This window comes from Amycolatopsis sp. A1MSW2902, from assembly GCF_017312175.1.
GTDB classification, from domain to species: domain Bacteria; phylum Actinomycetota; class Actinomycetes; order Mycobacteriales; family Pseudonocardiaceae; genus Amycolatopsis; species Amycolatopsis nivea.
The window spans coordinates 6,019,157-6,039,683 of the sequence record NZ_QJPO01000001.1 but is presented as its reverse complement, the minus strand read 5'-3'; the positions used below and the strand labels follow the sequence as shown (position 1 = coordinate 6,039,683).

The 20,527-nt window shown below is 68.6% G+C and carries 17 protein-coding genes, 2 tRNA genes and 1 pseudogene; 15 read left to right on the top strand and 5 right to left on the bottom strand.

Annotated features, from left to right (window positions below; all coding sequences use genetic code 11):
- Position 1: 1 nt before the first annotated feature.
- From DMP23_RS27735 to DMP23_RS27710, 6 genes are all read left to right on the top strand, one after another.
- Positions 2-2,101 (top strand): ATP-dependent DNA helicase UvrD2, encoded by a 2,100-nt coding sequence (locus DMP23_RS27735; RefSeq protein ID WP_037818280.1) that lies wholly within the window; start codon positions 2-4, stop codon positions 2,099-2,101.
- A 210-nt stretch (positions 2,102-2,311) separates the two neighbouring features.
- Positions 2,312-2,590 carry a hypothetical protein gene (locus DMP23_RS27730; protein WP_134732811.1) on the top strand — a complete coding sequence of 93 codons (279 nt, stop codon included), beginning with the start codon at positions 2,312-2,314 and terminating at the stop codon, positions 2,588-2,590.
- Positions 2,591-2,743: 153 nt separating this feature from the next.
- A complete protein-coding gene (locus DMP23_RS27725) occupies positions 2,744-3,091 on the top strand; it encodes a WhiB family transcriptional regulator (protein ID WP_037818282.1) in 348 nt (115 codons plus the stop codon).
- On the top strand, positions 3,088-3,351 hold the full coding sequence (locus DMP23_RS27720) for a hypothetical protein (RefSeq protein ID WP_037818283.1): 264 nt from the start codon (positions 3,088-3,090) through the stop codon (positions 3,349-3,351). Before DMP23_RS27725 ends, DMP23_RS27720 begins: the two co-directional genes overlap by 4 nt.
- Before the next feature lie 350 nt (positions 3,352-3,701).
- Positions 3,702-4,727: a methyltransferase domain-containing protein gene (locus tag DMP23_RS27715; protein WP_337822999.1), complete on the top strand. Its 1,026-nt coding sequence runs from the start codon at positions 3,702-3,704 to the stop codon at positions 4,725-4,727.
- On the top strand, positions 4,724-4,906 hold the full coding sequence (locus DMP23_RS27710) for a hypothetical protein (RefSeq protein WP_134669703.1): 183 nt from the start codon (positions 4,724-4,726) through the stop codon (positions 4,904-4,906). Before DMP23_RS27715 ends, DMP23_RS27710 begins: the two co-directional genes overlap by 4 nt.
- A 178-nt stretch (positions 4,907-5,084) precedes the next feature.
- Here the strand turns inward: DMP23_RS27710 and DMP23_RS27705 are convergent, their stop codons facing one another.
- The 3 genes from DMP23_RS27705 to DMP23_RS27695 form a co-directional block, all read right to left on the bottom strand.
- Positions 5,085-5,657: a hypothetical protein gene (locus DMP23_RS27705; RefSeq protein ID WP_337822998.1), complete on the bottom strand. Its 573-nt coding sequence runs from the start codon at positions 5,655-5,657 to the stop codon at positions 5,085-5,087.
- A 456-nt stretch (positions 5,658-6,113) separates the two neighbouring features.
- Entirely contained in the window at positions 6,114-7,457 is a 1,344-nt protein-coding gene (locus tag DMP23_RS27700; protein ID WP_134732809.1) for an ABC1 kinase family protein, read from the bottom strand.
- 61 nt (positions 7,458-7,518) lie between these two features.
- Positions 7,519-8,604 carry a ThiF family adenylyltransferase gene (locus tag DMP23_RS27695; RefSeq protein WP_337822997.1) on the bottom strand — a complete coding sequence of 362 codons (1,086 nt, stop codon included), beginning with the start codon at positions 8,602-8,604 and terminating at the stop codon, positions 7,519-7,521.
- 216 nt (positions 8,605-8,820) lie between these two features.
- Between DMP23_RS27695 and DMP23_RS27690 the strand changes: the two are divergent.
- A pseudogene (locus DMP23_RS27690) lies at positions 8,821-9,327 on the top strand (M48 metallopeptidase family protein); the annotation flags it as partial.
- Positions 9,328-9,809: 482 nt separating this feature from the next.
- Here DMP23_RS27690 and DMP23_RS27685 read toward each other — a convergent pair.
- Positions 9,810-11,222: a zinc-dependent metalloprotease gene (locus DMP23_RS27685; protein WP_337822996.1), complete on the bottom strand. Its 1,413-nt coding sequence runs from the start codon at positions 11,220-11,222 to the stop codon at positions 9,810-9,812.
- Positions 11,223-11,413: 191 nt separating this feature from the next.
- On the opposite strand from DMP23_RS27685, the gene DMP23_RS27680 reads away from it, so the two are divergent.
- The gene (locus DMP23_RS27680) at positions 11,414-12,433 is read left to right on the top strand and encodes a YlbL family protein (RefSeq protein ID WP_106961313.1); all 1,020 of its coding nucleotides are present in this window, start codon (positions 11,414-11,416) and stop codon (positions 12,431-12,433) included.
- Positions 12,434-12,495: 62 nt separating this feature from the next.
- Here DMP23_RS27680 and DMP23_RS27675 read toward each other — a convergent pair whose 3' ends face one another.
- On the bottom strand, positions 12,496-13,050 hold the full coding sequence (locus DMP23_RS27675) for a PPA1309 family protein (RefSeq protein WP_037818414.1): 555 nt from the start codon (positions 13,048-13,050) through the stop codon (positions 12,496-12,498).
- Positions 13,051-13,217: 167 nt separating this feature from the next.
- Between DMP23_RS27675 and DMP23_RS27670 the strand changes: the two genes are divergently transcribed.
- The 7 genes from DMP23_RS27670 to ftsX all read left to right on the top strand — a co-directional run bounded on the left by DMP23_RS27670 (position 13,218) and on the right by ftsX (position 20,501).
- Complete coding sequence (locus tag DMP23_RS27670; RefSeq protein WP_199818068.1) at positions 13,218-16,187, top strand: UPF0182 family protein; 2,970 nt, start codon at positions 13,218-13,220, stop codon at positions 16,185-16,187.
- 67 nt (positions 16,188-16,254) lie between these two features.
- Positions 16,255-16,328 (top strand) — tRNA-Met (locus tag DMP23_RS27665).
- A gap of 463 nt (positions 16,329-16,791) precedes the next feature.
- Positions 16,792-16,865: transfer RNA gene (locus tag DMP23_RS27660), tRNA-Met, on the top strand.
- Between the two features lie 240 nt (positions 16,866-17,105).
- The gene (locus DMP23_RS27655) at positions 17,106-17,606 is read left to right on the top strand and encodes a PadR family transcriptional regulator (protein ID WP_043832318.1); all 501 of its coding nucleotides are present in this window, start codon (positions 17,106-17,108) and stop codon (positions 17,604-17,606) included.
- A 64-nt stretch (positions 17,607-17,670) separates the two neighbouring features.
- A complete protein-coding gene (gene prfB / locus DMP23_RS27650) occupies positions 17,671-18,774 on the top strand; it encodes a peptide chain release factor 2 (protein ID WP_037818293.1) in 1,104 nt (367 codons plus the stop codon).
- Between the two features lie 98 nt (positions 18,775-18,872).
- The gene (gene ftsE, locus DMP23_RS27645) at positions 18,873-19,562 is read left to right on the top strand and encodes a cell division ATP-binding protein FtsE (protein ID WP_009073292.1); all 690 of its coding nucleotides are present in this window, start codon (positions 18,873-18,875) and stop codon (positions 19,560-19,562) included.
- 45 nt (positions 19,563-19,607) lie between these two features.
- On the top strand, positions 19,608-20,501 hold the full coding sequence (gene ftsX, locus DMP23_RS27640) for a permease-like cell division protein FtsX (protein ID WP_037818294.1): 894 nt from the start codon (positions 19,608-19,610) through the stop codon (positions 20,499-20,501).
- The last annotated feature ends 26 nt before the right edge of the window (positions 20,502-20,527 follow it).

Sequence of the window (20,527 nt, the reverse complement as noted above, 5' to 3'; positions counted from 1 at the left end):
GGTGGCCATCGCATCGTCTCCCCAGAGCCGGCAGAGCCGCGCGAGCCTGCTCGACGGGCTTGATCCCGAGCAGCGCGCCGCCGCGGCGGCCCCCCGCGGCCCGGTGTGCGTACTCGCCGGCGCGGGCACCGGAAAGACCCGGACGATCACGCACCGCATCGCCCACCTGGTCCGATCGGGCCATGTCGCGGCCGGGCAGGTACTGGCCGTCACCTTCACGACGCGCGCGGCGGGGGAGATGCGCACCCGGCTGCGCGGCCTCGGGGTCGACGCCGCGCAGGCGCTGACGTTCCACGCCGCCGCCCGCCGTCAGCTCCGCTACTTCTGGCCGCGCGTCGTCGGCGACCGGCCGTGGGACCTGATCGACAACAAGTTCCGGCTCGTCGCCCAGGCCGCCCAGCGCGTCCGGCTGAGCACCGAGACCGAGGTGCTGCGCGACCTGGCGAGCGAGATCGAGTGGAGCAAGGCGTCGCTCGTCTCGCCGGACGACTACCCGACGGTCGCCGCGCGGATGCAGCGCGACACTCCCGCGCCGGTCGCGCAGGTCGCCGAGGTCTACCGCTGGTACGAGGAGCTGAAGACGAACGCGCAGGTCCTCGACTTCGACGACCTGCTTCTGCAGACCACCGCGGTGCTGGAGCGGCACGAGGCGGTCGCGACCGAGTTCCGCGACCGGTACCGCTGCTTCGTGGTCGACGAGTACCAGGACGTCACGCCGCTGCAGCAGCGACTGCTCGACGCCTGGCTCGGCGGCCGCGACGACCTCACCGTCGTCGGCGACGCCAACCAGACCATCTACTCCTTCGGCGGGGCCTCGCCGAAGTCGCTGCTGGAGTTCACGCGGCGGTTCCCGGAGGCGACCGTCGTGCGCCTCGAACGCGACTACCGGTCCACGCCGCAGGTCGTCGCGCTCGCGAACCGCGTGATCGGCGCCGCGCGCGGACGTCCGGCCGGGTCGCGGCTGAAGCTCATCGGGCAGCGTCCGGAGGGGCCGGACCCGCGGTTCGCCGAGTACGAGGACGAGGCCGCCGAGGCCAGCGCGGTCGCGCGGCGGGTCCGCGAACTGCTCGACGCGGACGTGCCGGCGAGCGAGATCGCGATCCTGTTCCGGGTGAACGCGCAGTCCGAGGCGTATGAGCAGGCGCTCACCGAAGCCGGGATCCCGTACCTGGTCCGCGGCGGCGAGCGGTTCTTCCAGCGCACGGAGGTGCGGCAGGCGATGGCGGCGCTGCGCACGGCGTCGATGGAGCCGACCTCGCTGGAGCTGGTCACCGCGGTGCGCTCGGTGCTCGCGCGGGTCGGGCTCACCGAGCAGCCGCCGTCGGGCGGAGCGGCGAAGGAGCGCTGGGACGCGCTGCTCGCGCTGGTGGAGCTGGCCGAGGAGCTGGCGGCGGCGGTCGAGGACGCGGATTTGCCGCGCTTCGTCGCGGAGCTCGAACAGCGCGCGGCGGCGCAGCACCCGCCGACCGTCGAGGGCGTCACGCTCGCGTCGCTGCACGCGGCGAAGGGGCTCGAGTGGGACGCGGTGTTCCTCGTCGGGCTGTCCGAGGGCACGATGCCGATCTTGCACGCGGACGGCGACGACGCCGCGATCGAAGAGGAACGACGGCTGTTCTACGTCGGCGTCACGCGGGCTCGGGAGCACCTGTCGCTGTCGTGGTCGCTGTCGCGCGGACAGGGCAGGGGACGCAACCGGCGCCGCTCGCGGTTCCTGTACGGGCTGATCCCGGAGGACCACCCGGCGGCGCGCATCGCCCGATCGCAGCAGACGGCGAAGCCGGGGTCGAACGTCGCCCGCTGCCGGCTGTGCGGCGGTCCGCTGGTGCAGACCATGGAGGTCAAGCTCGGCCGGTGCGGGAAGTGCCCGTCCACAGTGGATGAGGATCTGCTGGAGAAGCTGAAGACGTGGCGCGGGGAGCGTTCGCGGGAGCTGAAGGTCCCGGCGTTCGTCGTGTTCACTGACGCGACGCTGATGGCGATCGCCGAACAACGGCCGACCGACGACGGCGCGCTGGTGTCGATCTCCGGGATCGGCGCGACGAAGCTCGAGCGGTTCGGCGCCGAGGTGCTCGACGTGGTCCGGTCGTCGATGCGATCTTGACCGCGTCTTCGCGGTGATCGATGCGGCGAACCTGCAGCTCGGAGGCGATCTTCAGCTTTTCGGCAGAGATTTGGGAAAATAAGTTGCCCCGGTTGCGCCGGGGCGCATAACCTGCGTAGGCACCCGGGCGAGAGCCCGGTCTGGGGAAGAACACACGACGGCTGCCGCTTCGAGCGGCGCAGTCCGAGAGAGAAAGGCGGTGCCGGTGAAATGATCAGCAATCTGATGCAGACGAACCCTGGCACCGGTCTGTCTCTCTGCATGACCGTTGACGCCCCGCGCCAGGGCACCGGTGTGTCCACGTTCGCGCACATCGACGGAACGCGTCGTCACATCGACGGATTGCGTCGCATCGAGCGCAACGGGGCCCCGGTCGGCATCACTCTCGCGAGCGCCGCCGTCGTTGCCGCGTACCCGCAGGTTGATGTCGATCTGCCGACCATCAAGCAGTTCCGTGTTCCGTTGTCGATACGGGAGCGAAGTTCCTGACCTGACGTCAGGACTCAAGGCTCACGAAGGCCGCGGAACCGGTAACCGGATCCGCGGCCTTCGTGTTTTTTTGGCTGCACAACAAGAAGGAACAAGTTGTCCAGTTCGATCGCCCACCGCCACACCACCACCGCATCGCAAAGGAGCACGGAAATGTCATCCGCCATCGCCCTCGCCGAGGGCCCCTTAGCCGAAGGGTTCGACATCGGCGACCTGCTCGAAGGGGTCGCCGAGCCGGAACTCCCCTGCCGCTCGCGAGACGCGGACCTCTGGTTCGCCGAATCGCCCGCGGAACTCGAGCGGGCCAAGGCGTTCTGCGCCGCTTGCCCGGTCCGCGAGGCCTGCCTCGCGGGTGCACTCGCCCGGCGTGAGCCGTGGGGTGTCTGGGGAGGAGAGATCTTCGAGCGCGGCGCAGTGATCGCACGCAAGCGGCCCCGTGGCCGTCCGCGCAAGAACGCCGCCCTCGAACCCGCCGCAGCAGCACGGAGCGCAGCCGCATGACCGTCGACCTCATCACCACGCGCGATTTCGAGGCCCGCACCGGAAAACCGGTCCGCGTTCAGCCGAAACCCAAGCAGAACAAGTCTCAGGAGACCACGAAGATGTTGCTTCACGAAGAACTGTCCCGAGCGCGAATACGCGACCTGATAACCGAACACGAAGCCCAACGCCCGTGGCGCCAAGCGCGAGCCGCGCGCCGCTGGTCGCGGGTAGCCCGCTGGGCGGCCAGCCGAGCGGAGCGCTACCAACCACCCAATTAATACGGACGGCCTGGTCAGGCAGGGCCGGGTCTCGGCCCGGCTCCTTGCCTGACCGGCCGCTTCGCGCCGGAGCCCCGTCTTCATGCGGGTGCCCCGGCGCGCTGCCATGTCCGGGAGCCCAGGTGTCCGCCGCCAGGATTGCCTCCAGTCCTGGCCTGCGGGTGCCGCTCGCCCGGATGCTGGATTCCGGCGCAGGTTCTTGTCGCCTGATCACCCAGCAGTTGGGTGATCAGGCGACCCATCACGTGCGACCGGTTCCGGCGCGATCCCTTCGCTGAAACGAGCCTGGAAGGTCCGTCGGGGGACAGTCCAGGCTCGTTCTCGCGCGCGGACCGGTGTTCAATGACCCCGTGTCCGGACATACGCACGACCACATCGACTGGGCTGACCGGCTGGTTCTCCTCCGCGCAGCCGATACCCTCGACGCTCCCGCCCACGCCGCCATCGCCGCACGCTTGGTGGCGAAACTCCCCGCCAACCCGACGGTAATCGACCTCGGCTGCGGAGCTGGCGGCATGAGCACCCACTTTGCCCAAGCCCTGGCCACCCAAGGCGGCGGCACGATCATCCTGGTCGACGCGACACCCGAATTGCTCCATGAGGCCGAGCGCGCCGTACGAGCCGCCGCCGATGCCGCGCAGGCCCACCGCAGGGATGGCTCAACGCAGACGCGCAACGGCCGAGTGCCTGACGGCAGCGCTGAGCCCTCGAACGGCCATCTCGCAGCAGCCGAGGACACCGCCACGACAGTCGAAGGCGGCGCATCGACAGCCGAGGGCACCGCGCCGACCATCGAGGTTCGCGCGATAGTCGCCGACCTCGCCGACGGTGCCCTGCCCGATTTGCTGCCTGCCGCGGATCTCGTATGGGCATCGCGTGTCGTGCATCATCTTCCGGACCAGCAGGCCGCGATTGGCACGCTTACCGCGGTCGCACGGGCTGGCGGCGTGGTCGCGCTGGCTGAGGGTGGGTTGTCTTTTTCTTGCCTCCCTTGGGATCTAGGACTTGGACGGCCCGGTCTGGAGGACCGGTTGCAGGCCGCGCAGGCGGAATGGTTCGTCGGAATGCGCGAGGGCATCGACGGTGCCGTGCCGATGCCCTACGGCTGGCCGCTCGCGCTCGAACGCGCCGGACTCGCTGACGTCAGCTCGTTCAGCGCGCTCGTGGACCACCCCGCGCCTGGCCCGGACGGTCTCGCCGACTACGTGCACCACCACCTTTCCCGTCTCGCAACGCACGGTGCCGACCATCTCTCTGACGAAGACCGCGCGACGCTGGCGTCCCTTCTCGATCCGGACAGCGCTCACTACCTCGGCCATCGCCGCGACCTCTACCTGCTCGGTGCCCGCACCGTGCACCACGGACGCCGACCGTGACCGCGCCTGATCCGACGTGCTCGCGGTGCGGCCGAGCACGTTCCGCCGAAACCGATCCGCTCGCGACCTTGGCCTGGGTGAGCACCAAGGAAAACGGGCAACAGCGCTGGCTCTGTCCGGACTGCGCGCGCAACCACGTCCGGGACATCGAAGGCAAGCTGCCCGACGAGTACTGGTGACTGGACCGCGTGTGCGATCCGGTTTGGGAGGCGGATCGCTTGACGAGCGTTCGTGCCCGGGTCGCGGCCAACCATGTTCGGAGCGCTGAGGTCAGGTCTCCTGACGAGTGTTGATGAGAGGTCAGGCATCCTGCCGCGTCCCGGTAATCGGCGTACGTATGCGGGCGTCAGGTTCGAGTCATGCGGCATTTCCTGTCTTGTAGACGGCGCGTACTTTCGGGCGGGGCGTGCGCGCGGCGTGGCGGTAGGCGTTGAGGAGTTCTGTGCTCATCTCCTCCGGGGATTCCCGGAGTTGGCGTGGGGTGCACCGAAACAGCACGGTGCCAGTCGCGGCTAAAGCCAGGTGGCTGAAGTCTTCTGGGCCCGCGGCTGTGCGGTAGCGCCAGGCCAAGCCGATCTCGTCCCACCAAGCGTCTGCGGTGCCGAGGCGGCGGCCGCGGCGGTCGCAGACTGCGACGTTCCATTGCGGGGTGGGCAGCGGGGTTCGCTGGAGGACTCGGAGTGCTTGCCCGTGCGCGAAGGTTTCTTGGTCGTCGAGGTTGCGCAGGACAGTGCGTACGGCGGCTGAACCGCGCTGGTTTCCGGTGTTCAGTTCGGTCGTCAGCTCGGCGCGGTCGGCCAAGCCCCAATACAGCGGCAGCGACACCAACCTGGCGATCTCGTCCGGATCGTTCTCCCGCCGGGCCAGGTCGAGGGCGGCGCGGGCGGCGCTTGCGTAGGGCAGGCCGTCGATCTGGATTGCTTCGGGCATTCGTGCGGTGCGGTAGGTGATGACGCTCGGTTCGTTGGCTGGCCTTCGGTTGTGTGGCACCAAAAGGTGGATTTCCGGAGTCCGCGGATGGCTGATTCCGTGTGCGCACAGCGCATCCGTGCCGGTGATGATGGTTCCGCGTCCGTACCGGGCGACGGCTGCGTGCAGGAGCTCTTCTCGGCTCGGAGGTTTGTCGTGCACGAGATATACGCCGGAATACACCTGTCGCCACGGCCCGCCCGGGCCGGAGAGCTGGGCGGCTCTTCGGTCGGAAATTCCGGCGACGCGCAGGTGCCGTCTGTGGAGTACGCCGTGGGAAACCAGATCACCGAAAGCGAGGGAGTCAGTGCTTGTTGTAGTCGTCATACATCGAGAATGACGCCTTGATCAACTCCGCGAAACCACTCTGCGCAATCTGTGGACAACTCGGTGTTGTCGACCCGCCTTGTGGATAACTCAGGCGGCGAACCCGGGCTGCCACCGTTCCACGATGCCGCGTGCGGGGATCTCGGCGTCGAGCTGGCAGAGGATGCCCGTCGAGCCCGCGGTGACCCGGTGGATCATCAGGTACTCCGGCGGCAGGTTCAGCGAGCGGCCGACGTGGAAGTCGTTGCCGCGCGAGTCGCCGACGCGGCCCGCCTGTCGCTGCATCCAGCGGCGCGTGAAGTGGAACGTCGGCTCGGCCAGCGGCTCGGTGAACGGCGCGAGATAGGCCAGGACCTCGTCCGCTTCCAGCGACGAATCCGCCCGCACGAAACGGTTCTCGCGCAGCAGCCGCATCAGTTCGTCGGAGTGGCCGTCCAGGGCGAGCCGCGTGATTTCGCCCAGGTGGCGCGGAATTCCGTGCGGCAGTTTCGCGACGCCGCCGAAGTCGATCACGCACAGCCTGCCGTCGCTGGTGAGCATGAAGTTGCCGGGGTGCGGGTCGGAATGCAGCAGATGCGCCCGTGCCGGCGACGAGTAGTGGAACTCCGCGAGCAGCCGCCCGGCCAGGTTGCGGGTGGCCGGGTCGCCGTCCGAGATGATCTTGGCCAGCGGCGTGCCGGTGGCCCACTCGCTGACCACGACCTTCGGCGCGCTCGCCACGACGCGCGGGATCAGGAATTCGGGGTCGCCCTCGAACGCCTTCGCGAACGCGCGCTGGTTGTCGGCCTCGGCGAGGTAGTCGAGCTCCTCGTCCATCCGCTCGGCCAGCTCCGTGAGCAGCGGTTTCACGTCGGTGCCCGGGATGAAAGCCTGGAACAGCCTGCTGAAGCGCTGCAGCTGACGCAGGTCGCTGCGCAGCGCCTCGTCCGCGCCCGGGTACTGGACCTTGACCGCGACCTCGCGACCGTCGTGCCAGGTCGCGCGGTGCACCTGGCCGATGCTCGCCGCGGCGGCGGGCTCGTCGTCGAAGTGCGAGAACCGGCCGACCCACGAGCGGCCCAGCTGCTCGGCGAGCACGCGGTGGGTCTGCCTGGCCGGCATCGGCGGAGCGGCCGACTGCAGCTTCGTGAGCGCTTCCCGGTACGGCTGCGCCATGTCGTCCGGCACCGCGGCCTCGAACACGCTCAGCGCCTGCCCGAACTTCATCGCGCCGCCCTTGAGCGTGCCCAGCACCTCGAACAGCTGCTCAGCGGCCTTGGCCGAGAGCGTCGCGCTCACCTGCTCAGCGCTCTGCCCCGCCAGCCGCTTGCCCCAGCCGCCCACCGCTCGTCCGGCGATGCCGAGCGGAAGGCTCGCCAGCTTCGCGGTACGGGCAGCGCCGCGGCGCGGCATGGCGGAATCGCGGTCTCCGGCGCGGTCGCGAAAGTCGGTCACTCTGCGATTCTGCCTTGGCAAGCACGACGCTCGCAGCCCGCTGACGGCACCCAGGTGTGTCCTACGTCTCTTGCAGCACCTCCTCGGAAGCCTCCTCCGCCGCTTCGAGAGCGTCCTCGACGGGAACTGGCGCACCGCAGCCGCAGTCCGGGTGCGGTTCCCAGATCCGGCGGTGGAGTTTTCCGTCGAAGTTGTCGATCTCGAGCGTGGCGTTCCAAGCCGGCGGCGGGGTTTCGCTCGGCGACAGCAGCCGCATCGCTTGGGCGACGGCGAGCGAGGCGCACGCCTGCACAGCACCGAGATCAGCCCCGGGTACCCGGCCTACCAGCTGCGTCGCGATCCTCGGCCACGACAGATCCGCGTCGGTCCGGTGCAGGTCACAGCAGCGGAGGCAGGCACTGCGGCCGGGCACCACGAGCGGTCCGACGATGCCCGTGCCCTCGCACACCCGGACCGGCAGGTGCGTGGTGCCCGAATCGACCAGCTCGGCCACCTCCTCCGGCGGCGGGACGAGGGTGTCGGTGAGCAGCACGAGGTCGGGGAGGCGGCGCTGGTTGCGAGCGGTGGTGACGTCGGGCGCGACCCGGGCGACGACGTTCCGTATCGCGCGTTGCCTGGGTTGGCCCAGCTCAGCGGGGGTGAACCCGGAACCGAGATCGGCTTCGGAGACCGTGCCGGACGCACGGATGTCGAGGTGCCCGACTCCGGACGTCGCGAGCAGCGCGGCGACTGCCACCGCGATGCGTCCGCTGCCGTGGACCGCGATGAGGCTCTGCCAGCGACGATCCGTAAGAGCTGGCTGGTAGTGCCGGGCACGCAGCGACCACAAGCCGGTCTCGACCCGTTTCGCCTCCTTCTTCGCCGCTTCGGTGACCAACCCGAGCGCGGACAGCTGTTTCAGCAGCAGATGGAACTGGTCCCGGTGTTCGCCTACAGCGAGCAGGACGTCCTCGAGCCCACGCCGTCCGTCCAGCCTGCGGACGCTGTCGACGATCGCCGGTGGCAGGCCGTTGGCGATGATGCCGTGGCGGCGGTCGAGGCCGAACTGGATCTCGTTGTCGTCGCGTTCGAGCACGTGGAGGCCCGGAAGCAACGTCGGGTACGCCGGGAGGAGCACGTCCGGCGGCGGAACACTGGACAGGGTCATGCGGTCAGCTTGGCAGCTCCGGAACGCCACTCGTGGGTGAGAAGCTGAGTTGTCCACAGGGAAATCTAGTTGTGGACAAGTCAGGGCTGTGACCTTTCGGCGCTCCAAGTTGTCGGTGCTGAGCCTTACCGTTGTCGAGTGGTCGAAGCACGGATGTCCTCCCTGAGAGGCAGGGGCGAGAAGGCCCCGTCGGACACTTCTCAACACAAGGTCGAGGTGCGGCGCAGCCAGCGCAGGCACCGGACGGTCACCGCGTACTGGAATGACGACACCCTGGTCGTCCTCATCCCGGCACGGATGACGCGCGAAGAAGAGAAACACTGGGTCGCGGAGATGGAGCGCAGGCTGCTGCGCCCGGGAGGACGGAAGACGGCGCCGCCCAAGACGTCGGACGCGGCGCTGCTGGCGCGCTGCGCGGTGCTCGGGGCGAAGTACCTGGACGGGAAGGCGTTGCCGGCGAGCGTCCGGTGGGTGCCGCCGATGCGCACGAGGTGGGCGTCGTGCACGCCGGTGGACGCCACCATCCGGGTCAGCGAACGGCTCCAGAAGGTGCCGCAATGGGTGCTGGACTACGTGCTGGTCCACGAGCTGGCGCACCTGCGGGAGCCGGGGCACGACCCGGCGTTCTGGGCGCTGGTCAACCGGTATCCGAAGACGGAACGGGCGATGGGGTACCTGGAGGGGCTTTCGGCGGCGGCTGGGTGGGGGATTTCGGAGGAGGACGGAGTCGGTGGCTGGGCGCGGCTGGGTCTTGGAGGGGCGGTGCGTGGCCGAGGGCGTCGGCGGAGGGGCCTGCGACCAGGTGTGGGGGAGTGAGGGGTAGGAGGGTGGCTGGGTGAGTAGTCCGTGGGCGCTGGACTGGCTTGATCGATGGTGGCGGCGGACCGTGTGAGGAGATGGAGCGGCGGAACCGGCGGCGTGGCGGAACCGGTGTCGAGGGTGCGGCAGGGCCGGTGACGAGTCAGGTTGGTGGGACTCGCGGCCAGCGGCCGTGGCGAGGCGGTGCGGCGGGACCTGCGGCGGAAGCGTCGCGCAGTTCTTCGTGTGGCGGCGTGCCCGTACTCGTGATCACGCGGTGGGCGGAACCCGTGGTGAGAGGCGAGCGCTGGCGGGACAGACGCAGCGCGGACCGTCTCAACTGAGTGAGACGGTCCGCGCTTAACGGCAGTGTGGCCGGGGCGTAAGGCGACCCCAGACGGGAAGCCTCAGGAAGGCGAGTTCCCCTCGTCCTTCTTGCCTTCGTCCTTCGGAGTCTCGCTGCCCTCGTCGGAGGAACCGGCGTCCTTGGCCTCGCCAGCCTCGCGGGCCTCCCGTTCCGCCTTCTCCGTGCGTTCCAGTTCCGCGATCGGGTCCAGGTCAGCGGCGAGAGACGGCGGTTCGGACATCCGGTCGGCGAAGTCCAGGGGCTCGTCCAGGTCGTCGGCCGTCGGCATGAGGTCGGGGTGCGACCAGAGGCCGTCGCGCTTTTCGAGGCCGTGGCGGTCTCCGACTAGCTTCCACAGGGACGACGCGGCGCGCATCCGGCGCGGGCGCAGTTCGAGACCCACCAAGGTGGCGAAGGTCTGCTCAGCCGGGCCGCCGGTCGCGCGGCGGCGGCGCAGGGTTTCGCGCAGGGCCTCGGCTCCCGGGAGACGGTCGCCGATGGCCTCGGCCACCACTACGTCCACCCAGCCTTCCACCAGGGCCAGCAGGGTTTCCAGGCGCTTCAGGGCCGCCTGCTGCTCCGGCGTGGTTTGCGGTTCCAGCAGGCCGGACGACATCGCTTCCTCGATGCTCGCCGGGTTCGCCGGGTCGATGCTTCCGGCCAGCGACTCGAGTGCGGAGGTGTCCACGGTGATCCCGCGGGCGAACTCCTCGACCGTCGCCAGCAGGCGCTGCCGCAGCCACGGGACGTGCGCGAACAGGCGCTGGTGCGCGGCCTCGCGCGCGGCCAGGAACACCAGCACCTCGCTCGCGGGCAGCTCCAAGCCTTCAGTGAACTTCTCGATGTTCGCCGGGAGCAGCGCCGACGTGGTGGCCTCGCCGAGCGGCAGGCCGACCTCGGTCGAGGTGAGCACTTCCTGCGCGAGCTGCGCCAGCGCGTTGCCGAGCTGGGAGCCGAAGGCCATTCCGCCCATCTGGCCCATCATCGACAGCAGCGGGCCCGCCGCCTGCTTGGCTTCCTCGGGCAGCGCCTGCATCCACGCGCCGGACACCTGCTGCGCCACCGGATCGCACAGTCGCTGCCAGGTCGGCAGCGTCTTCTCGACCCAGGTGCGCGCGGACCACGAGACGGTCGACGTCGCGCCCGCGGGGAGGATCGTCGCCGCGTCGAGCCACAGTTCCGCCAGGTGCGCGGCGTCGCGCACGGCAGTGGCGGAGTCGCCGCCTTCGGACGTGAAGCCGATCTTGGCGTCGTCCCGCCCGCTCAGGTTCTGGAGTGCGATCTGCTTCGCCAGGTCGTAGTTGACCGGCCCGCTCGACGAGCCCGCCTGGCTCAGCATCTGGCCCAGCTGGCTCAGCATCTGCCCGAGCTGGTTGAACGCCTCGGCTCCGCCGGGCTGGCCCGGGTTCGAGGGGTCGTTGTCGCCTCGCTTGTCGGGATCGGGCGGTCCGAAGCCGAACGGGGGATTGCTCATAGCTCCACCGTACGCGGGTGCGACCCGGCTCAGCGCGTCAACCGTGGCCTTCACCGGGAAGCGAACACAGTCACCGTACGCTGTCGCTCGTGACAAAACCGGACGAGGACACCGCGAACCAGTCCCGCCGCGCCGAGCCGTCGCGCGCGCCGGGCCGCAGTGACCGGCGGATGACCCGCCGCGGATGGACGATGCTGGTCAGCGGCGTGCTGTTCCTGGTGTTCGTCGTGGCCGGGTTCCTGGTCCAGGTGCCGTATGTCGCGATCAGCCCCGGGCCCACCTACGACACCCTCGGCCGCGACGCCGCGGGCAACCCGGTGATCCAGGTCAAGGGGCAGCAGACCTACGGCACCAGCGGCGAACTGCGGATGACCACCGTCTCGCTCAACGACGGCATCAACCTCTTCACCGCGCTCGGCCTCTGGGCCAGCGGCCGCTACGCGCTCGCGCCGCGCGAGGAGTACTACAAGCCGGGCGAGACGAACGAGCAGGTCAAGCAGGAGAACATCCAGCAGCTGCAGAACTCGCAGAGCAACGCCCAGGTCGCCGCGCTGCGCCACCTCGGCTACCCGGTGCAGGTCGTCGCGAAGCAGATCGTGTCCGGCAGCCCGGCCGACCACATCCTCGCCCCCGGCGACAAGCTCGTCGCGGTCAACGGCAAGCAGGTGCGCGAGGCCGGCGAGGTCGCCGCCTCCATCGTCAACACCAAGCCGGGCGACACCGTCCAGGTCACCTTCCAGCACCTCGGCCAGCCGGAACGCACCGTGCCGGTCACGCTCGCCCACCGCGACGACCGCACCCAGGGCTTCCTCGGCCTGACCGCCGTCGACCGCGCGGTCGCGCCGTTCTCCGTCGACATCTCGCTGCAGGACGTCGGCGGCCCGTCGGCCGGGCTGATGTTCACCCTCGCGATCATCGACCGGCTCACCCCGCCCGGGAAACCGGGCAGCGACCTCGCGGGCGGCAGGCACATCGCGGGCACCGGCGAGATCAGCGAGACCGGCCAGGTCGGTCCGATCGGCGGCATCTCGTTCAAGGTCGTCGGCGCGAAGGAAGCGGGCGCGACCGACTTCCTCGTCCCCGAGCACAACTGCGCCGAGGCCAAATCGGCCGCGCCGGAAGGGCTCAACCTCATCAAGGTGTCCAACCTCGACGACGCGCTCAAGCAGCTGGACAACCTGAAGGCCGGTCGCCCGACCGCGCACTGCTGACCCAGCGACACGGAAAAGGGCCCGTTGAAGGATCAACGGGCCCTTTTCGTCGTCAGGAAGGATCAGGGCTGCAGGGTCGTCTTCAGCGCTTCGACCAGGTTCGGCGCGAGGTCCGGGCTTTCCACCAGTTCGTCGACCGCGTTCTCGTCCTCGTTGCCCGGCTGGACCCCGCGCAGCCGCATCACGCAAGCCGCGTCGCCTTCGCGCAGGACCGCGGCCACCAGACGGGCCTCGGTGCGGCGCGGGTGGTCCGCGGCGGCGCGGCGGAGGCTTTCGGCGTCCGCCTCGGCGATTCCTTCGAGTTCCGCCTCCACGTCCGGCGGCAGCACGATGATCTCCTGCGCCAGCGCGCAGCCGACCACGATCTCCGGCCACGCGATGCGGCCGAGCGATTCGGCGAGATCGCCGTCCGGCAGCGCCTCCTGGGCCACCGGCGTCAGCGGGTTCGCCCGGTCGAGCTGACCGGCCAGTTCGGGCTGTTCGTCCAGCAGCGCCGCGGTCGGCACCAGCGCGAACAACTGCGGCGGCTGGTTCCAGCCCGCGGCGGCGACGAACTCTTCGACTTCCCGGGCCAGCCCGGCGACAGGGTGGGCGGCAGACGGCTCACTCGGTGGCATGGCGACCATCGTGTCAGGCGTCCCCGCGACGCGCCGCGCGTGCCCGGTTTGGGCGGTCCCGGGAACTCGCGGCACCATCCGTAGAGTTAGAGGTCACGGGGGACACCGCTGTCCCCGGAGAACGTGTTCACGAAGACAGGAGCATTGCCGTGGCGACTCGGCCCCCGGTGAGCCTGAAGCTGTCCCGGCGCAGCCGGATCCTTCTCATCATCGCCGCGGTGATCGTGCTGGCCCTGCTGGCCGGCGTCCGGTTGCTCGACACTTACGTGGACTGGCTGTGGTTCGGCGAAGTGCAGGCGCGGTCGGTGTTCACCACGCAGGTGGTCACCCGCATCGTGCTCTTCCTCGCGGTGGGGCTGCTGGTCGGCGGGGCGCTGGCGGTCAGCCTGCTCATCGCCTACCGCACGCGCCCGGTGTTCGTGCCGGTGTCCGGCCGCGACGATCCGCTGTCGCGCTACCGCTCGGTGATCGTCAGCCGGATCCGGCTGTTCGGCATCGGCATCCCGGTGCTCACCGGCGTCATCTCGGGAGCCTCGGCGAGCGGGGACTGGCAGACGATCCAGCTGTTCCTCAACGGCACCTCGTTCGGGCAGAAGGACCCCGAGTTCGGCATCGACCTCGGCTTCTACGCCTTCTCGCTGCCGTTCGTGAACTGGCTGCTCGGCTGGCTGTTCGTCACCGTCGTCGTCTCGTTCTTCGGCGCGCTGATCGCGCACTACATCTTCGGCGGCATCCGGCTCGCCGGCCGCGGCGGCCAGCTGGCCGGGCCGACGCGCGCGCAGCTCGCCATCACTGTCGGGCTTTTCGTGCTGCTGAAGGCGGTCGAGTACTTCTTCGACCGGTACAACCTGCTGCTGTCCGACCGGAACATGCCGCTGTTCAACGGCGCCACCTACACCGACCTCAACGCGGTGCTCCCGGCGAAGCTGATCCTGCTGTGCATTTCGGTGATCTGCGCGATCGCCTTCTTCGCGGGCGCGTTCCTGCGGAATCTGCAGCTGCCGGCGATTTCGCTGGTGCTGCTGATCCTGTCCGGCGTGCTGGTCGGCGTCGCCTGGCCGGCGATTCTCGACCAGTTCTCGGTCAAGCCGAACGCGAACGAGAAGGAAGCGACGTCGATCCAGCGCAACATGGACGCGACGCGCGCGGCGTACGGCCTCACCAACGTGAAATACGAGCAGTACCCGGGCAAGACCGAAACCACCGCGGACGCGGTGAAGGCCGACACCGGCACGGTGTCCAACATCCGGCTGCTCGACCCGAACATCCTCAGCGACACCTTCACCCAGCGCGTCGGCCGCGAGAACTTCTACGGCTTCCCGTCCAAGCTGGACATCGACCGGTACACCATCGGCGGCACCACGCAGGACTACATCGTGGCCGCCAAGGAAATGAAGACCGACGGGCTCACCGGGAACCAGAACAACTGGATCAACAAGCACATGGTCTACACGCACGGCAACGGCTTCGTGGCCGCGCCGGCGAACACGATCGACCGTGCGGTGAAGGATTCGAACTCTGACGGCGGCTACCCGATCGCCACCACGAGCGACACGAGCAACCCCACCGGCGCGGGCTCGGTCAACGGCCAGCCGGGCATCAAGGTCGACCAGCCGCGGATCTACTACGGCGAGCTCACCAACCAGTCCGACTACGCGATCGTCGGCGGCACGCCGGGCAAGGCCCCCGGCGAGTACGACACCGACGCCCAGCGCGGCTACCTCTACCAGGGCAAGGGCGGCGTCTCGCTCGACAACTGGTTCAACCGGCTGATGTTCGCCGCCGAATACCGCGAACCGAAGATCCTCTTCTCCGACGCCATCGGCGACGGCTCGAAGATCATGTACAACCGCGAACCGCGCGACCGCGTCGCGAAGGTGGCCCCGTGGCTCACCCTCGACGGCGACCCGTACCCCGCGGTGGTCAACGGCCGCATCCAGTGGATCGTCGACGGTTACACCACGCTCGACAACTACCCGTACGCCCAGCAGACGCAACTCGGCGAAGCGACCAACGACTCGCTCAACGGCGTCACCAAACAGGCGAACAACTCGATCAACTACATCCGCAACTCGGTGAAGGCGACCGTCGACGCGTTCGACGGCACCGTCAACCTGTACTCGATCGACGACAACGAACCCGTCCTCAAGGCGTGGGAGAAGGTCTTCCCCGGCACTGTCAAGCCGAGTTCCGAGATCTCGCCGGAACTGCGCTCGCACTTCCGCTACCCCGAGGACCTGTTCAAGATCCAGCGCGAACTGCTCGCCCGCTACCACGTCGACAGCCCGCAGGAGTTCTACGCGCAGCAGGCGTTCTGGAGCGTCCCGCAGGACCCGACCGAGGACGGCAGCTCCACCACGGCTGGCGCGAACGTCGCCAACCAGCCCGGGTACTACGTCCTCGCCAACGCGGCGGGCGAAGGCAGGCCGACGTTCCAGCTGACCAGCGCGCTCACCGGTCTGCAACGGCAATACCTTTCCGCCTGGATGTCCATCTCGTCCGATCCGGAGGACTACGGCACCATCCGCGTCCTGCGACTACCCCCGGCCAGCGGGGCCAACCAGGTAGACGGACCCGTCCAGGTGCAAAACCGGTTCCAGAGCGACCCCCGCGTCGCCCAAGACCGGACATTGCTGAACAACCCCAACGTCATTCCCATTTACGGCAACCTGATCACGCTGCCGGTCGCGGACGGATTCCTGTACGTCGAACCCGTCTACATCCGCCAGCGAAACCAGCTGAGCTACCCGCAGCTGGCGCGCGTGCTCGTCTCCTACGGAGCCAAGATCGGCTTCGCGTCCACCCTCAACGAGGCACTCGACCAAGTCTTCGGCAAGGGCACCGGCGCGGCAGCCACCACGCCGAAGGAAGGCGACCCCGGCACCACGACGACCCCGCCGACGTCCAGCACCGCCGCGCCGCCGCCCAGCACCGGCGGCAGCAACCCGGCCATGGACAAGGCCGTCGCCGACATCCAGGCCGCGCTCGCCAAGCTCAAGGCAGCCCAGCAATCCGGCAACTTCGCCGACCAAGGCGCGGCACTGGCCGCGCTCGACGCGGCGACCAAGGAGTACAACTCCGCCAAACCCACCACGCCGCCGCCGTCCAACGGGCCGACCTCCCAGCCCGGCGGGTGACCTCGGTTACGTAATAGGCACCTGCTTTGCGCCCGCTCGAAACCAGGGCGTAAGGTAGGTCCTACGACGCGGGGTGGAGCAGCTCGGTAGCTCGCTGGGCTCATAACCCAGAGGTCGCAGGTTCAAATCCTGTCCCCGCTACAGAGACAAGAGACCCGTCCTCGCAGAAAGCGCGAGGGCGGGTCTCTTTCGTTATTGCCCTGGGGGTCGAACCCCCAGACCCCCGCCAGGGGGCGCGCCCCCTGGACCCCCGTGTTGGGTTGCGTTGGGCGGGTGGCTTGCGGTTGGTGTGTGGGCTCCGGGGGGGGCTGCGAAAAGGCAACGATTGCCGTCGGAAGCACCATGACTTTTCTCGTTGTGGGGGTTGCGTGTTGGCTGTGTGGAATATTCCAATGCTCCCAACGGTTTTTGACTCTCTACACCGGACGCGAGTAGAGGTCTAAACCTGTCGAGTTCTGGGGGCGGCTGGCTTGCGGTCTGGGTTTTGGTCTTTGGGTGAGGTTGATCTGGCAGGGGCGGGGTGGGGTGTTTTTGCTGGTGAGGGGGTTTTGTGGGGGTGGTGTCGGAGGGGTTTTTCGGGGGTGTAGAGTTGTTTTTACAACGACGCGGGGTGGAGCAGCTCGGTAGCTCGCTGGGCTCATAACCCAGAGGTCGCAGGTTCAAATCCTGTCCCCGCTACGTGGAACGAAAGCCGGGGCTCGTGCGGATGCACGGGCCCCGGCCTTTTTGTGCGCCATTTGGCCGTCGCTCGGGTGGTGGTTGCGGCGCGGTGATCGTTTCGGCGGTGGTTGCTCAGAGTGGCAGAGTCTATTGTGGACATACCTGCGGACTGGGCTGTTAGAGGGGTTGCCGCTGGCCACAATGGACTGATTGGTGACCACTGTGGACACAGCGGCGGATAAGTGGGACCGTAGAGGGGTGTCCGAATTGAATGCAACCGCCGCCGCTCTGCTCGGTCTGCTCCACGACGGTCCCGCCACCGGCGGGCAGCTCGTGTCGGGCGCCGACGAGCGCTTCGGCGCCTTCTTCAGTGTCACCCGCAGCCAGGTCTACCGCGAGCTCCCGGCGCTCTCGAAAGAGGGTCTCGTCCGGCTCGGCAAGCAAGGGCCCCGCTCGAGCCAGCAGTACGTGCTCACCGCGGCGGGCAAGAAGGCCTTCAAGACGTGGCTCACGTCCGAGGCCGGACCCGACCACCTGCGCAGCCCGCTCATCCTGCGGCTCGTGCACGCCGGCTCCCTGACGGCCAAGCAGCGCGGCGCCCTGCTCGACAGCGCCCGCACCACCTACCAGGCCCAGCTCGAAGAGGCCAAGAACGCCGCCAAGACCGCCGACGGCCCCTACGCCAAGGCAGTCGCCGAGTTCGCCCAGGCGCAGGCCAAGGCCGCCCTGAAGCTGCTCGACTCGATCCCGCAGGCCTGAGCGCCGCCCCGGCCCCACGACCGGTTCGCGACCGGTCGTGGGTTTTGCCGTAACCTTGTCCGACGTGAGCGATGAGTTCGATGCGGCACTGAAGGACCTGACCGGCAAGCTGACGCAGATCGAGTCGGTGATGGACCTCGAAGCGCTGCGCGCGCAGGTCGCCGAGCTCGAGGAACAGGCGTCCAGCCCGACCCTCTGGGACAACGTCGAGGAAGCCCAGCAGGTCACCAGCCAGCTGTCCCACCGGCAGGCCGAGCTGCGCCGCGTCTCCGAACTGCGGCAGCGCCTCGACGACCTCGGCGTCCTCTACGAGCTCGCCGCCGACGAAGGCGACACCGGCAGCATGACCGAGGCCGAGGGCGACCTCGCCGACCTCGCCAAGGACATCGACGCGCTCGAGGTCCGCACCCTGCTGTCCGGCGAATACGACGCCCGCAACGCCGTCGTCAACATCCGCTCCGAAGCAGGCGGCGTCGACGCGGCCGACTTCGCCGAGATGCTGCTCCGGATGTACCTGCGCTGGGCCGAGCGGCACGGCTACCCCACGGACGTCTTCGACATCTCCTACGCCGAAGAAGCGGGCATCAAGTCCGCCACCTTCAAGGTGAGCGCCCCGTACGTCTACGGCACCCTCTCGGTCGAACAGGGCACCCACCGCCTCGTGCGGATCTCGCCGTTCGACAACCAGAGCCGCCGGCAGACGTCCTTCGCGCACGTCGAGGTCCTGCCCGAGGTCGAGGAAGTCGACCACGTCGACATCCCGGAAAAGGACATCCGCGTCGACGTGTACCGCTCGTCCGGCCCCGGCGGGCAGAGCGTCAACACGACCGACTCCGCGGTCCGCCTCACCCACATCCCGACCGGCATCGTCGTCTCCTGCCAGAACGAGAAATCGCAGCTGCAGAACAAGGCGGCCGCGATGAAGGTCCTCCAGGCGCGCCTGCTGCAGCGCAAAAAGGAGGAGGAACGGGCCGAAATGGACGCGCTCAAGGACGGCGGCTCCAGCTGGGGCAACCAGATGCGCTCCTACGTGCTGCACCCGTACCAGATGGTGAAGGACCTGCGCACCGAATTCGAGGTCGGCAACCCCACCGCGGTCCTCGACGGCGACATCGACGGCTTCCTCGAGGCCGGGATCCGCTGGCGCAAGCAGGCGAACGCGGCCTGATCCGCGTCGCCGCGGTGACCCGCGCCGGGACGAGGCGCGGGTCACCCAAGGCACCGGCAACCCGGGCTTAACGGGGCCCATGGGTAGGATGCCGAACCGTGATCCGGCTCGAAGAGGTTTCCAAGGTCTACAAGACCTCGACCCGTCCCGCCCTCGAACGGGTGTCGGTCGAGATCGACAAGGGTGAGTTCGTCTTCCTCATCGGCCCGTCCGGCTCCGGGAAGTCGACGTTCCTGCGGCTGCTGCTGCGCGAAGAGGTGCCTTCCAAGGGCCGGGTCATGGTGTCGAACTTCGACGTCGCCAAGCTCGCCCGGCGCAGGGTCCCCCGCCTGCGCCAGACCATCGGCTGCGTGTTCCAGGACTTCCGGCTGCTGGCCAACAAAACCGTCGCGGAAAACGTCGCGTTCGCCCTCGAGGTGATCGGGAAACCGCGGCCCACGATCCGCAAGGTCGTGCCCGAGGTGCTCGAACTCGTCGGCCTCGACGGCAAAGCCGACCGGCTGCCCAACGAGCTCTCCGGCGGCGAGCAGCAGCGCGTCGCGATCGCCCGCGCGTTCGTGAACCGGCCGCTCGTGCTGCTCGCCGACGAGCCGACCGGGAACCTCGACCCGGACACCAGCCAGGACATCATGCTGCTGCTGGAGCGGATCAACCGCACCGGCACCACGGTGCTGATGGCCACGCACGACCATTCCATCGTGGACTCGATGCGGCGGCGGGTCGTCGAGCTGCAGCTCGGTCGCGTGATCCGCGACGACGCCCGCGGCGTCTACGGCATCGGCCGCTGACGCACCCCGCCCTTTTCCGCCCCGACCCAAGGAATTACGAGAGCGATGCGTGCCAGTTTCGTCTTCAGCGAGGTCGTCACCGGTTTGCGCCGGAACGTCACGATGACCATCGCGATGATCCTCACCACCGCGGTCTCGCTCGCCATGCTCGGCGGCGGTCTGCTCGCCGTGCGCACGATCGACAAGATGAAGGCGAACTTCCTCGCCGAAGTCGAAGTTTCGGTCACGCTGGTCGACGACGTGAGCGCGAACGACAAGAACTGCACGCAGGCGCTCTGCACCGGGCTCCGCCAGTCGCTGCAGAACAACCCCGGCGTCGAATCGGTCGTGTACGAGAACCGCGACCAGGCCTACGACCGGTTCAAGAAGATCTTCGCGAGCCAGCCCGAACTGCTCGAGCTGACCGGCCCCGAGGCGCTGCCCGCGTCGCTGCAGGTGAAGCTGAAGGACCCGGACCGGTCCGACGCGATCATCAAGCAGTACACCGGCCAGCCCGGCGTCAAGAAGGTCGACGACCAGAAGAAGTTCCTCGACCGCGTGTTCAACGTCTTCAACGGCGTCCGGAACATCGCGTTCGTGATGGCGCTCATCATGGCCGTCGCCGCCTTGCTGCTGATCGCGAACACTATTCAGGTTTCGGCGTTCACGAGGCGGACGGAAGTCGGCATCATGCGCCTGGTGGGCGCGACGCGGTGGTATACCCAGCTGCCGTTCCTCCTGGAGGCGGTGGTCGCCGGCACGGTCGGCGCCGTGCTCGGGGTGGTGTTCCTGCTTTTGACGAAGCTGTCCTTCCTCGACACGGTCTTCACCGGCGAAGTGTTCCCGCAGATCACCACGCTCGAGGTGCTGTTCCCGGTCGCGCCGATCCTGCTCGCGGTGTCGATCGTGATCTCGGCGATCACCGGGTACGTCACGCTGCGCCTGTACGTGCGGCACTAGCGGAAAGAAATCCGCTGCTCGCCGTC

Coding starts and splice junctions, on each gene's coding strand:
- DMP23_RS27730 (WP_134732811.1), top strand. CDS start 2,312: ATGATCAGCAATCTGATGCAGACGAACCCTGGCACCGGTCTGTCTCTC.
- DMP23_RS27725 (WP_037818282.1), top strand. CDS start 2,744: ATGTCATCCGCCATCGCCCTCGCCGAGGGCCCCTTAGCCGAAGGGTTC.
- DMP23_RS27720 (WP_037818283.1), top strand. CDS start 3,088: ATGACCGTCGACCTCATCACCACGCGCGATTTCGAGGCCCGCACCGGA.
- DMP23_RS27705 (WP_337822998.1), bottom strand. CDS start 5,657: ATGCCCGAAGCAATCCAGATCGACGGCCTGCCCTACGCAAGCGCCGCC.
- DMP23_RS27695 (WP_337822997.1), bottom strand. CDS start 8,604: ATGACCCTGTCCAGTGTTCCGCCGCCGGACGTGCTCCTCCCGGCGTAC.
- DMP23_RS27685 (WP_337822996.1), bottom strand. CDS start 11,222: ATGAGCAATCCCCCGTTCGGCTTCGGACCGCCCGATCCCGACAAGCGA.
- DMP23_RS27680 (WP_106961313.1), top strand. CDS start 11,414: ATGCTGGTCAGCGGCGTGCTGTTCCTGGTGTTCGTCGTGGCCGGGTTC.
- DMP23_RS27675 (WP_037818414.1), bottom strand. CDS start 13,050: ATGCCACCGAGTGAGCCGTCTGCCGCCCACCCTGTCGCCGGGCTGGCC.
- ftsX (WP_037818294.1), top strand. CDS start 19,608: ATGCGTGCCAGTTTCGTCTTCAGCGAGGTCGTCACCGGTTTGCGCCGG.